This window comes from Polaribacter sargassicola (genome assembly GCF_021991835.1).
GTDB classification, from domain to species: Bacteria; Bacteroidota; Bacteroidia; order Flavobacteriales; family Flavobacteriaceae; genus Polaribacter; species Polaribacter sargassicola.
Genome location: NZ_JAHDAU010000001.1, coordinates 265976 through 279094, shown reverse-complemented (window position 1 = coordinate 279094; position 13119 = coordinate 265976). Strand labels below are relative to the sequence as shown.

Below are 13119 nucleotides of genomic sequence, written 5' to 3'. Positions count from 1 at the left end.
TTAGCCGTATGATTTTAGTTACCGGAGGAACAGGTTTGGTTGGTGCACATTTATTATATCATTTAATTAAAAATGATGAAAAAGTACGTGCTATATATCGCACCAAAGAGAAAATAAAAAAAGTAAAAGAAGTTTTTTCTTTTTATACTGATGATGATTCTCTAATTTCTAAAATAGAGTGGTTTAAAGCTGATGTTACAGAAGTGCCTTCTATGATTCCGGCTTTTGTTGGTGTTAAAAAAGTATATCATTGTGCTGCATTAATTTCTTTTAATCCTAAAGATTATAGAGAAATGCGAAAAATAAATATTCATGGAACAGCAATTATTGTAAATCTTGCTATTGATGCCAAAATTGATAAAATTTGTTTTGTAGGTTCTATTGCTTCTGTTGGCGATTCTTTAAAAGGAGGTTTAATTACAGAAGAAAATGAATGGAATAAAGAGAATGATAATAGCGGTTACTCAATTACTAAATTTGGAGCAGAAATGGAAATTTGGAGAGCAAGCCAAGAAGGAGTTGATGTAGTTATTGTAAACCCAGGTGTAATTTTAGGAAGTGGTTTTTGGCAACAAGGTTCTAGTAAATTATTCTCTCAAATTTATAAAGGATTTAAATATTATACAGAAGGTATTACTGGTTTTGTTGGTGTAAAAGATGTAGTAGAAGTAATGGTTAAGTTGATGAATTCTAATATAAAAAATGAACGTTTTATATTGGTTTCTGAAAACAAATCTTTTAAAGAAATTTTTTATATGATGGCTACTTTTTTTGGTAAAAAAATGCCTTCTAAAAAAATAAAACCTTGGCAAACTAATATTTTTTGGAGAATTTCTTGGTTGATATCTTTATTAACAAAAAAAGCACCTCTTTTAAGTAAATACTCTGCAAAAAGTGCACATTCTGTATCTAGATATTCATCAGAAAAAATTGAAAATATGTTACCTTTTCAGTTTGAAAAAATTGAAGAAGTAATAAAAAGAGTGTGTAAAAATTTTACTTCTTTTTAAGACCTTTAATGCTGTCTACTTTTAGTAATATTTTATTACTTTTAAGTATAGAATCGTTTGTAATAGAATCTTTTTTATCGCTTATTTTTTTGTAAAAAGATTTTTTTTCTTCCAATCGCTTTTTAACATCATCTATCATTTCACCGTATAAATCTATTTCAGAAATGTAGTAAAAATTACTTCTTTTAAAACGAGAACTATCAATTTTATATTTATCGTACACAAAAGACATGTAATTAATCTTAGATTCGTTGTTTTTGTTTTTTACAAATTTAGAAGAAGAAGCTATCATCATGTCTTCTATTAATAGCATCATTGTATCTTTCGGTATTAGATCTTCTGGTTTTTTAAAAATAGTATTACTTGTGCAAGAAACCAAAAAAACAAAGAGTAATAAATAGCTTATTTTTTTCATGTTATCTGTTAAAAGTAAGTCGTTTACCTTTTGTTTGGTCGTCAAATACACCATTGTTGTATATTAGTTTTCCGTTTACAAAAGTATGTGTTATAGTAGAAGAAAAAGTTGTGCCTTCAAAAGGAGACCAACCACATTTATATAAAATATTGTCTTTAGAAACTGTTTGAGGTTTGTTTGTGTCAATTAAAACTAAATCGGCAAAATAACCTTCTTTAACAAAACCTCTTTTTTCTATTTGAAATAATTTTGCTGGATTATGACTCATCTTTTCAACAGCTTTTTCAATAGAAATTACACCTTCTTTTACTTTTTCTAAAATAGCAATTACGGCATGTTGTACTAAAGGTCCGCCACTTGGTGCTTTTGTGTATACGTTATCTTTTTCTTCTAACGTATGTGGTGCGTGGTCTGTTGCTAAAACATCAATTCTATCATCTAAAAAAGCTTTCCATAAACCTTGTCTGTCGGTTTCAGTTTTTACAGCCGGATTCCATTTTATATGTGTTCCTTTTTCTTCATAATCTTTATCAGAAAACCATAAATGATGCACACAAACTTCTGCTGTAATTTGTTTTTCTTCTAACGGGATGTCGTTTCTAAATAACTCTGTTTCTTTAGCAGTTGATAGATGAAAAATATGCAATCTTGCACCTGTTTTTTTAGCCAATTCTATAGCTTTAGAAGAGGATAAATAACAAGCTTCTTCGCTTCTAATAATTGGATGGTATTTTACAGGAATGTCATCGCCATATTTATCTTTAAACTCTTGTGTGTTTTTTCTAATAGTTGCTTCATCTTCACAATGTACAGAAATAATCATTTTTGTTGATGAGAAAATTTTTTCTAAAACAGCTTCATTATCAACTAACATATTTCCTGTAGAAGAACCCAAGAACAACTTAATTCCTGCAACTTTTTTTGGATCTGTCTTTAATAATTCTTCTAAATTATCATTGGTTCCACCAAACATAAAAGAATAATTTGCGTAAGAATCTTTAGCAGCAATTTTAAATTTATCTTCTAATAAATCTTGTGTTGTAGCTTGTGGTACAGTGTTTGGCATTTCTATAAAAGTAGTAATTCCGCCAGCAACTGCAGCCCTACTTTCTGTTTCTATATTTGCTTTGTGTGTTAAACCAGGCTCTCTAAAATGCACCTGATCATCAATAAAACCAGGAATTAAAGTTTTTCCTTCAGCATCAATAATAGTAGCATTTTTTGCTGTTGTTATTTCTGCTGCAATTTCTTTTATAATTTCATTTTCAATTAAAACATCACCTTTAAAAGTATTGTTTTCATTTACTATTGTTGCGTTTTTTATTAAGTAAGAATTCATCTTGCAATTTTATTTTGGTAAACCTTTTAATCTCATTTTTATTACTCCAAATAAAGCTTCATAAACAATATTACCACTCATTTTAGAAGTACCTAAAGTTCTGTCTGTAAAAATAACAGAAACTTCTTTTATATTAAAGTTATGTTTCCAAGCTTTAAACTTCATTTCTATTTGAAAAGCATAACCTACAAACTTTATTTTGTCTAGATTAATTGTTTCTAATACTTCTCTTTTCCAGCAAACAAAACCAGCTGTAGTATCAAAAAGAGGAATTTTAGTTACTAAACGTACGTATTTTGATGCAAAATAAGAAAGTAATAACCTTTTCATATCCCAATTAACAACATTTACTTGATTGTTAACATATCTAGAGCCAACGGAAACATCTCCGTTTTCTTTTTTACAAGCATTATACAAGCGGATTAAATCTTCTGGGTTATGAGAAAAATCTGCATCCATTTCTATAATATAATCATATTTTTTTGCAATTGCCCATTTAAATCCATGAATATAAGCTGTACCTAAACCATTTTTGCCTTTTCTTTTTTCTATAAAAAGACGATTAGGAAATTTTAGCATTAACTCCTCTACAATTTCAGCAGTTCCATCAGGAGAGTTATCATCAACAACTAAAATATCAAAATCTTTTTCTTGATTAAAAGTAGCTGTAATTATAGCTTTTATATTTTCTTTTTCGTTATAGGTAGGAATTATGACTAACGCGTCTGACATAAATAAAATTTCATGTGGTAAGTAGGCAAATATACATGATTTAATTACTAATTTTGTGTTAATATTATAAAACCAAAAAGGTGGAAGTATTAGAAAGGATAAGTTTAAATTCTGATTGGATTACCATATTGTTGGTAACCCTTATTGCTATGGTTTTTTTTTTAAAACTATTAAATGCAAAAAAGTTAGAATCCTATGCTTTATCAATGTTTCAAAGACGTTTTATTCTTAAAGAAATGGAAGAAGAGATTAGTTTTTTAGATTCTTTTCAGGTAATAACTTCTTTATTTTCAACCCTAGTTTTTTCTTTACTTATATATTATTTAAGTCTCTCTTTTTCTTTAAATTTTGTATCAGGTCCTATAAGTTTTAGTTTTATTTTTTTAGGTGTTCTTGGTTATTTTGTGATTAAGAGAGGGTTAGAATTTTTAATGTCTTTGTTGTTTGAAATTAAACCTATAATTGGTTTTTTTTTAATGTCTAAACTAAGCTATTTATATTCTGTTTCATTTTTCTTGCTTTTTGCTCTTTTTTTGTTTGAGTATTCTAGAGTAAATATTGGTTTTTTACTCTGTTTTTCAGGGGCTTTGTTTTTTCTTCGTTCGGTCTTAATTTTTGTAAATAATAAAAAGCTGATTTTTAGTAAGTTGTTTTATTTTATTTTGTACATTTGCAGCTTCGAAATAGCACCTTTATTTATACTGTTTAAATTGATGTTTTAAATACAAAACGAAGCGTATGAAAGTGAAAACAATTTTAGTGTCACAACCAAAACCGAAGACAGAAACTTCTCCTTACTTTGATTTATCTGATAAACAAAAAGTAAAGATAGATTTTAGACCTTTTATTCATGTAGAAGGTATTCCTGTAAAAGAAGTTAGAGGAGAGAAAGTTGATCTTAAAAACTTTAGTGCAATTATTTTAACAAGTAGAAATGCAGTAGATCATTTCTTTAGAATTGCAGAAGAAATGCGTTTTAGAGTGCCAGATGATATGAAATATTTCTGTCAATCTGAAGCTGTTGCTTATTACTTACAAAAGTATGTGGTTTATAGAAAACGTAAAATTTATGTTGGCCCTAGATCATTTACAGAATTATTAAAATTAATAAAGAAACATAAAACTGAAAAGTTTTTATTACCAAGTTCAGACAAATTAAAACCTTTAATTCCTGAAGAATTAGATAAGTTAGGTATAAATTGGACTCGATTAGATTTATATAGAACTGTAGTAAGTGATTTATCTGACTTAGAAAATGTTTTTTACGACGTTTTAGTATTCTTTAGCCCATCTGGTATAGAGTCTTTATTAAAGAACTTTCCAGATTTTAAACAAAACAAAACAAGAATAGCTGCTTTTGGTAATTCTACAATAAAAGCTGTTACAGAAGCTGGTTTTAAATGCGATATTGTTGCACCATCACCAGAAACACCTTCTATGACAATGGCTTTAGATAAATATATTAAAGAAGTAAATAAAAAATAATTTACTTACATTCTTTTAAAATTGAGAAAAACCGAACAGAAATGTTCGGTTTTTGTGTTTTTAGAATATTATATCATAAAAAATAACATATTCTTAAATTTTAGATTTTAAATTTTTGTGTGTTTCATGTTTTTTAAATACATTCAACAAGAAATAATAAACTAAATTAAAATTTAATATTGTGGCTAAAAAACTAATTACATTTGGTGAAGTAATGATGCGCTTATCTCCACCAGGATATACAAAATTTTCTCAAGCAAGTTCTTTTGATATTGTGTTTGGAGGAGGAGAAGCAAACGTAGGAATTTCTTGTGGATATTTAGGAATGAAAGCTGCGCATGTAACCCGTTTTCCAGACAATGCTCTTGGTAAAGCAGCCACACAATTTTTACGTAAACATTGGTTAAGCACTGTAGATGTAGTTTATGGTGATAATATGTTAGGTAAGTATTTTTTAGAAAAAGGAGCAGTACACAGACCTAGTGAGGTAATTTATGAAAGAGAAGGTTCTGCTTTTTCTTTAATAGAACCACACATGGTAAATTGGAAAAAAGTACTTAAAGGTGCAGATTGGTTTCATTACACAGGTATTACACCAGCTATTTCAGAAGGCGCAGCACAATGTTGTTTAGATGCTATTAAAACTGCTAATAAAATGGGTATAAAGGTTTCTGGTGATATTAATTCTCGTAATAATATGTGGAAATACGGTAAAACCATGCAAGAAGTAATGCCAGAATTGGTAAAAAACACAGACATAGTTCTTACTAGTAATCGTGGTATTCATGAAATTTTTGGTCTTGGCGAATTAGGTGGCGGTTTTAGTGCTTCTGCTAAATTATTAATGGACAAATACCCAAGAATAGAAAAAGTAGTAGGTAAAACAAGAAAATCTATCAGTGCTTCTCATCAACAAATACAAGGTAAAATGTGGGATGGAAAACAATTTATAAAAGCAGAAAGATTAGATATTACACATGTTATAGATCGTGTTGGTACAGGAGATGCTTTTGCATCGGGTATTATTTATGGTTTATTACATTATAAAGACGATATGGATGCTTTAAATTTTGCCACAGCCGCTTGTGCTTTAAAACATACCGTTCTTGGCGATGTAAATATGGTTTCTGTAGAAAATGTAACCAGTTTAATGGATGGTGATACTTCTGGAAAAATAAAGAGATAATTTTTTGTTTTTAGTAGCTATTTCCTGCTTTCCGTTATATCTTTTTGTGAAAAACAAAAAGGATGTCACTGCAATCAGGGCTAAGTGTATTTGTTAACTATTTGTTATTTAGAAACAGATGTTTTTCCTTTTAGTTGTAAAGAATTAACTTCGCTAACGTCAATTAAAAACGAGGTATTTTAAATTTAAATTCCAAGTATTTTAATAGTCTATGTATAAGTTAAAAATAGAACTTAAAACAATATATGAAAACATTAAAAGAACAAACTGATGCAAAAATAGCAGCAGGAAGAAAAAATAACCCTAATTTTATGAAAGGGGTTGATGATATTATAGCAAAAGCAAAATCTTTTCAAGAAGGAAAAGACGCCATTAAAATAGGAGAAAAAGCACCAGATTTTCAACTACCAAACCCAAAAGGAGATTCAGTTTCTTTGTCTTCTTTATTAGAAAAAGGACCTCTTGTAGTTACTTTTTATCGAGGCAGTTGGTGTCCGTATTGTAATTTACAATTAAGAGCATTGCAAGCTAAATTAAGCGAAATTCATACTCTAGGAGCAGAGTTAGTTGCAATCAGTCCAGAAGTGCCAGACGGATCATTAACAAAAAATGAAATTAATGAAATGGATTTTATTGTATTGTCAGATCAAGACGCAAAAGTAGCTTCGCAATATGGTGTTGCTTGGGAAGTTCCAGAATTTTTAATGGAACATATGCGAGTAGATCGTAATCTAGATTTAAAGAAAATTAATAACGGTAACGCAAGTATATTGCCAATTCCGGCTACATTTATATTAGGTACAGACGGAGTTGTTAAATGGAGTTATGTAAATGTAGATTATAGAACACGTTCTGAGCCAGAAGAAATTATTGAGGCTTTAAAAGCCCTTTCTTAGAAGCTATTTCCTGCTTTCCGTTATATCTTTTTGTGAAAAACAAAAAGGATGCCACTGCAATCAGGGCTAAGCTTGTTTGACAACAATTAGATTGTAATTGAGTTTAGTACTTATCTAAAAGTAAAATATTTTAGGTCTCTTTAAGTTTTTAAAACTTGAAGAGACTTTCTTTTTGAACCTGATAAGATTAAATTTTAAGCAAACAAAGTAGCAAAAGCTTCTTCTATTTTACCAACTAAAATCAATTTTATAGAATGATTTTTAGAAGATATTTTATTGTATTTTGATGTTACAATGGTTTTGTAGCCTAATTTTTCTGCTTCTGTAATTCTTTGGTCAATTTTAGAAACCGGTCTAATTTCTCCTGCCAAACCAACTTCTGCAGCAAAACATACATTTGGGTTTATAGCAATATCTTGGTTAGATGATAAAATTGCTGCAACAACCGCTAAATCTATTGCAGGGTCATCTACATTTATACCACCAGTAATATTTAAAAAAACATCTTTTGCACCTAATTTAAAACCTGCTCGTTTTTCTAAAACAGCTAAAAGCATGTTTAAACGTTTTAAATTATAACCGGTTGTAGAACGTTGTGGAGTTCCGTAAACAGCAGTAGAAACCAAGGCTTGTATTTCTATCATTAAAGGTCTAATTCCTTCTAAAGTGCTTGCAATTGCAGTTCCGCTTAAATCTGCATCTTTTTTTGAAATCAATATTTCAGACGGATTTGAGATTTCTCTTAATCCGTTAGAAAGCATTTCGTAAATACCTAATTCTGATGTAGAACCAAATCTGTTTTTCTGACTTCTTAAAATTCTGTAGGTATGATTTCTGTCTCCTTCAAATTGTAAAACAACATCTACCATGTGTTCTAAAATTTTTGGACCTGCAATGTTTCCTTCTTTGTTAATGTGGCCAATTAATAAAACAGGAGTAGCTGTTTCTTTGGCAAATTTTATTAACTCTGCAGAGGTTTCTCTAATTTGAGAAATAGTTCCGGGAGATGCTTCTATAGAATTTGTGTGTAGTGTTTGTATAGAATCTATAACCAAAACATCTGGTCCTGTTTCTTCTATATTTTTAAAAATTTGTTGTGTGCTAGTTTCTGTTAAAATTAAACAGTTAGAGTTATTGGCTTCTAAACGTTCTGCTCTCATTTTTATTTGAGACTGACTTTCCTCACCAGAAACATACAATACTTTTTGGCTAATGTTTAAAGCAACTTGCAATAATAAAGTAGATTTACCAATACCAGGTTCTCCACCCAAAAGTGTAACAGAACCTTTTACCAATCCGCCACCTAAAACAGTGTCTAATTCGTTGTTATTGGTAACAACTCTTTCTTCTGGGTTTAGTTGTATGTCGGCAATTTTTAAAGGTTTGTTTACTGTTTGTTTTGCAGTTGTACTTTGTTTCCAAACACGTTTTTCTTCTTTTTGTACAACTTCTTCTACAATGGTATTCCATTCTTTACAAGCGCCACATTGGCCAACCCATTTTGCGTGTTGTGTTCCACAATTTTGACAGAAAAAAGTTGTTTTGGTTTTGGCCATTTATTTTGATTTGTAAAGTTTAAAAGGAGTAAAGTTACAAAGTAAAATTGATTTTAAACACTAAATTAATTTTACAGAATTTTAAAAGTTGGCAAACAGTTGCGTTAGCGATTGAATGGCATGTTTGAGCTCTTTTTTAGTTGTCAGTTCGAGTGAATTTGTGAAGAATGAACAAATTTGTATCGAGAACAAAACTAAAAAAAGCGAGTAATGAAAGCGCGACCTTTAGGGAACGCCAAAAAAATATTTATTTTGAACAAGAAAATAAAGTTAAGAGTAAAAATTAGTTATTATAAATGATATTTCATAAGTTGGTGATTTGGTAAATAAAGTTTATTATGTTTAAAGAAATTGTAGGAATAGAGCCTTTGGGGTTAATTGATTCGGCAAATTTAAAATTAGAATCGTTTGCAGATAATTTGGTGTTGCATACTGATATGCCAACTACTGATGATGAAATTGTAAAACGAATTGGTGCTGCAGATGCCGTTTTATTGAGTTATACTACAACATTAACAAAAGAAATTTTAGAGCGTTGCCCAAACGTAAAATATATAGGAATGTGTTGTTCTTTATATACACCAGAAAGTGCAAATGTTGATATTAATTATGCAAATTCAAAAGGAATAACGGTTACAGGTGTAAGAGATTATGGTGATGAAGGTGTTGTGGAATATGTAATTAGCGAATTGGTAAGATGTTTACATGGTTTTGGAAACACATCTGATGGAAAACCTAGAAAAGCTTGGAGTGGAATTCCGAGAGAAATTACAGGTTTAAAAGTGGGTGTTATTGGTTTGGGAAAGTTAGGAGGTATGGTTGCTGATGGACTTAACTTTTTAGGTGCAGATATTACTTATTTTGCTAGAAGTGAAAAACAAGAAGCCAAAGAAAAAGGATACCATTTTTTACCTTTAGATAAATTAATGGAAACAAATGAAGTTGTAATTGCTGCGTTAAATAAAAACACCGTTTTATTGCATGAAGAGGAATTTTTAAAATTTGGAAATTCTAAAATATTATTCAATATTGGATTATCTCCTGCTTGGGATTCAGTACCTTTTAACAAATGGATAAACACAGATAATAATGTTGTGTATTGTGACTCTTTAGGTGCTTTAGGAGGAAAAGAACTATTAAAACTACCAAACGTAAATTGTTTTGAAGTTTCTAGTGGTAGAACACAACAAGCATTTGTTAGGTTAAGCGAAAAAGTAATAGAAAATATAAACACCTACTTTAAAGGTTAACCTTTAAAATAGGCTTTATTAAGTTATTTATTTTTATTGTAAATAGGTAAGAATAGAAATGCTAAGCCACCAAAAACAATAATCATTGCGGTTTGCGCAGTCCACATAATCCAACCAAAAGCAGTTGCAGGTTCTGTAGGAATATCAAACAAAGCCAAAGCACCAGCTACAGCTATTGGGTATAAACCAATTCCGCCATTTGTTGCCGCAATAGCAAATCCGCCAGCAATAAAACCAATTAAAACACCGCCAAACGGAAGGCTTAAACCGTCTATTGCAGGTATTGTTGCCCAAAACATGGCTACGTACATTACCCAAATAAAAATAGTATGAAAAATAAAAGCCCATTTATTTTTCATTTTAAAAATACTGGTAACACCTTCTATTAAACCAGTAATAAAAGTTTTAATTTTTAGTAAAAAACCAGATTCTGCTTTTTTTACAAAAGATGAAAAGATGAAAAAACCAATAACTAAAACAGCTAAACCAATAATTATTTTTGTTGGATTAAAGTTTTGTGTTAGTAAGTTGTAAATAAAATCGAACTGAACAAAAAGTGTAATTGCAACGATAGAAAGCATCATTATTAAATCTGCAATACGTTCTGCAACAATGGTTCCGAAACCTTTTTCAAACGGAATTTTCTCGTAATTTGCCATTACGGTTGCTCTAGAAATTTCTCCGGCTCTTGGCAAAGCTAAGTTTACCAAATAACCAACTAAAACAGCTAAAACACTGTTGGTAAATTTTGGTTTAAAACCTAAAGGTTCTAACATAAACTTCCAGCGGTAAGCTCTAGAGAGGTGGCTTAAAATTCCGAAAAATAAACCAAGAAAAATATAACTGTAATTAGCTTCTTTAAAATAACCTATTAAAACATCTATAGATATTTTAGAGATAGAATACCAAACTAAAAAACCTCCCAAAACGAGAGGTAATATAATTTTTAAAGTCTTTTTAATATCCAAACCTATGTAAGAGTATTATCTGCTTCATTAGGGAAAACTAAACTTGGTTTAAAAGTTTTGGCTTCTTCAAAATCCATAAAAGCATAAACAATTAAAATTAACACATCGTTTACCGCAACTCTTCTTGCTGCAGCACCATTTAATGTAATTTCTCCACTACCTCTAGGTCCGGGAATTGCATAAGTTTCTAAACGCTCTCCATTATTGTTGTTTACTATTTGAACGCGTTCTCCTTCTATAATGTTTGCTGCATCCATTAAATCTTCATCAATGGTAATGCTTCCTATATAATTTAAATCTGCACCTGTAACTTTTACACGGTGGATTTTAGATTTTACAACTTGTACTAACATGCGGCAAAAATAAGCTTTTTTTGGTTAATTTTTATTTAAACGAATGTTATCAATTAATCTTATTTCTCCTGCAAATACTGCAATAAAAGCTCTGTATTTTTTGTTAGATTCTTTATTTTTTATGGTTTCTAATGATTTTTCATCAGCAATAGTAAAGTACTCTAAATCTAATAAAGGATGTTTTTTAAATTGATTTTCTACCCATTCGGTTACGTTAATAGCATTTTCTGTGCCAAATTTTTTATTAGCTTTTTTTAATGTTTTATAAATAAAAGGAGCGGCTTCTCTGTGTTTTTTAGATAAACGAATATTTCTAGAACTCATTGCTAAGCCGTCTTCTTCTCTAAAAATTGGACAACCTTTTATTTTTACAGGAAGTTGGTTTTTTTCTACCATTTTTTTGATAATCTGCAATTGCTGAAAATCTTTTTCGCCAAAATAAGCCTTGTTAGGTGTTACAATTTCAAAAAATGTTTTTACAATTGTACCAACACCATCAAAATGACCTTCTCTAAATTTACCTTCCATTTGATGTTCTAAACCATCAAAATTAAATTTTTCTGATTTTACGTTGTTTTCATAAATTTCTTCTACAGAAGGAAAAAACAAAACATCACAATTAGTACTTTTTAGTAATTTAGTATCGTTATCTAACGTTTTTGGGTATTTTATTAGGTCTTCTTGGTTGTTAAATTGTGTAGGATTTACAAAAATACTAACAACAACAATGTCGTTTTTTTTCTTAGCTTTTTTAATTAAAGATAAGTGGCCATCGTGTAATGCGCCCATTGTAGGCACAAAGCCAATAGTTTTATTTTCCTTTTTTATATGTGTTAAAAAGGTTTTTATTTCTTCTTTAGTAGTAAAAATTCTCATCTTCAAAAATTGAGTAAAGTCTGCAAACTTACCATTTTAACACGATATTTGCATAAAAATTCGTATTTTTGCACTTCTTATAAAAGAGTTTGATTTAATGAAGGACAAAAGAATATTATTTGTTTCGTCTGAGGTAGTGCCTTACTTACCAGAAACAGAGTTATCGTCAACAGCTTTTAATGTTGCAAAAAACGCACATTCTAAAGGGGTACAAACAAGAATCTTTATGCCAAGGTATGGCGTTATTAACGAAAGAAGACATCAGCTACATGAAGTAATTCGTTTGTCTGGTATGAACCTGGTTGTTAATGATATGGACATGCCTTTAATTATAAAGGTAGCATCTATACCTAAAGAAAGAATGCAAGTTTATTTTATTGATAATGAAGAATACTTTAAAAGAAAAGCTGTTTTTTCTGATGAAGATGATAATTTGTTTCCAGATAATGATGAGCGTGCAATTTTCTTTGCTAAAGGTGTTGTAGAAACTGTTAAAAAGTTAAATTGGGCTCCAGATATTATACATGTTCATGGTTGGTTAGCTTCTTTATTACCACTATATTTAAAAGAATTTTATAAAGAAGAGCCATTATTTACAGAAAGTAAAATTATTACTTCTCTTTACGATAATAGTTTTGAGGGTAATTTGAATGAGAAATTGGCGGATAAAGTAAAGTTTGATGACATTAGTGAAGACAAAGTTTTAACATTAAAGACGCCAAATTATACAAACATCTTAAAAAGCGCGATAGAAAATTCTGATGCAATTATTCATGGAAGTGAAAATGTTTCAGAAGAATTAAGTTCTTTTATAGAAGAAAAAGAGCTTCCTGTTTTAGAATATCAAACAGAAAATATAAAAGAAACTTATTTAGAATTTTATGCTAATTTAATTTCAGAAGATTAATTCTTCTTGGATAAGAATATTTTTGATAATTTCCCCTATTATTATCGCAGTTTAAAAATAGAATTTGAGCTTGTTCAAATAAAACAAGTTTCATAAAAATATTTTAAATGTATATATTGGGAAAAAACACTAACAAATATAATTTC

Annotated in this window: 14 protein-coding genes; 7 read left to right on the top strand and 7 right to left on the bottom strand. The window is 29.5% G+C overall.

What is annotated here, in order from left to right; genetic code table 11:
• The first annotated feature begins 8 nt into the window (after positions 1–8).
• A complete protein-coding gene (locus tag KI686_RS01115; protein ID WP_237587387.1) occupies positions 9–1010 on the top strand; it encodes an NAD-dependent epimerase/dehydratase family protein in 1002 nt (333 codons plus the stop codon).
• Here KI686_RS01115 and KI686_RS01110 read toward each other — a convergent pair.
• The 3 genes from KI686_RS01110 to KI686_RS01100 are packed head-to-tail and all read right to left on the bottom strand — an operon-like array spanning position 997 to position 3496.
• Complete coding sequence (locus tag KI686_RS01110; RefSeq protein ID WP_237587386.1) at positions 997–1425, bottom strand: DUF4296 domain-containing protein; 429 nt, start codon at positions 1423–1425, stop codon at positions 997–999. The genes KI686_RS01115 and KI686_RS01110 overlap by 14 nt on opposite strands.
• Before the next feature lies 1 nt (position 1426).
• Positions 1427–2764, bottom strand: coding sequence for a dihydroorotase (locus KI686_RS01105; protein WP_237587385.1), 1338 nt, complete (start codon positions 2762–2764; stop codon positions 1427–1429).
• Between the two features lie 9 nt (positions 2765–2773).
• The gene (locus KI686_RS01100) at positions 2774–3496 is read right to left on the bottom strand and encodes a polyprenol monophosphomannose synthase (protein WP_237587384.1); all 723 of its coding nucleotides are present in this window, start codon (positions 3494–3496) and stop codon (positions 2774–2776) included.
• 80 nt (positions 3497–3576) lie between these two features.
• Here KI686_RS01100 and KI686_RS16870 point away from each other — a divergent pair, with 80 nt between their 5' ends.
• From KI686_RS16870 to KI686_RS01085, 4 genes are all read left to right on the top strand, one after another.
• Entirely contained in the window at positions 3577–4218 is a 642-nt protein-coding gene (locus KI686_RS16870) for a DUF4271 domain-containing protein (protein WP_368735863.1), read from the top strand.
• Between the two features lie 16 nt (positions 4219–4234).
• Positions 4235–4981 carry a uroporphyrinogen-III synthase gene (locus tag KI686_RS01095; RefSeq protein WP_237587383.1) on the top strand — a complete coding sequence of 249 codons (747 nt, stop codon included), beginning with the start codon at positions 4235–4237 and terminating at the stop codon, positions 4979–4981.
• A gap of 181 nt (positions 4982–5162) precedes the next feature.
• Positions 5163–6167 (top strand): sugar kinase, encoded by a 1005-nt coding sequence (locus tag KI686_RS01090; protein ID WP_237587382.1) that lies wholly within the window; start codon positions 5163–5165, stop codon positions 6165–6167.
• A gap of 245 nt (positions 6168–6412) precedes the next feature.
• On the top strand, positions 6413–7063 hold the full coding sequence (locus tag KI686_RS01085) for a peroxiredoxin-like family protein (RefSeq protein WP_237587381.1): 651 nt from the start codon (positions 6413–6415) through the stop codon (positions 7061–7063).
• Positions 7064–7257: 194 nt separating this feature from the next.
• Here KI686_RS01085 and radA read toward each other — a convergent pair whose 3' ends face one another.
• Entirely contained in the window at positions 7258–8619 is a 1362-nt protein-coding gene (gene radA / locus KI686_RS01080) for a DNA repair protein RadA (RefSeq protein ID WP_237587380.1), read from the bottom strand.
• Between the two features lie 338 nt (positions 8620–8957).
• On the opposite strand from radA, the gene KI686_RS01075 reads away from it, so the two are divergent.
• A complete protein-coding gene (locus tag KI686_RS01075) occupies positions 8958–9869 on the top strand; it encodes an NAD(P)-dependent oxidoreductase (protein WP_237587379.1) in 912 nt (303 codons plus the stop codon).
• Positions 9870–9892: 23 nt separating this feature from the next.
• Here KI686_RS01075 and KI686_RS01070 read toward each other — a convergent pair whose 3' ends face one another.
• The 3 genes from KI686_RS01070 to panC are packed head-to-tail and all read right to left on the bottom strand — an operon-like array spanning position 9893 to position 12066.
• Positions 9893–10837 carry a lysylphosphatidylglycerol synthase transmembrane domain-containing protein gene (locus KI686_RS01070; protein ID WP_237587378.1) on the bottom strand — a complete coding sequence of 315 codons (945 nt, stop codon included), beginning with the start codon at positions 10835–10837 and terminating at the stop codon, positions 9893–9895.
• Positions 10838–10839: 2 nt separating this feature from the next.
• On the bottom strand, positions 10840–11190 hold the full coding sequence (gene panD, locus KI686_RS01065) for an aspartate 1-decarboxylase (protein ID WP_237587377.1): 351 nt from the start codon (positions 11188–11190) through the stop codon (positions 10840–10842).
• Positions 11191–11214: 24 nt separating this feature from the next.
• Entirely contained in the window at positions 11215–12066 is an 852-nt protein-coding gene (panC, locus tag KI686_RS01060) for a pantoate--beta-alanine ligase (protein WP_237587376.1), read from the bottom strand.
• A gap of 97 nt (positions 12067–12163) precedes the next feature.
• Between panC and KI686_RS01055 the strand changes: the two genes are divergently transcribed.
• Complete coding sequence (locus KI686_RS01055; protein ID WP_237587375.1) at positions 12164–12973, top strand: glycogen/starch synthase; 810 nt, start codon at positions 12164–12166, stop codon at positions 12971–12973.
• The last annotated feature ends 146 nt before the right edge of the window (positions 12974–13119 follow it).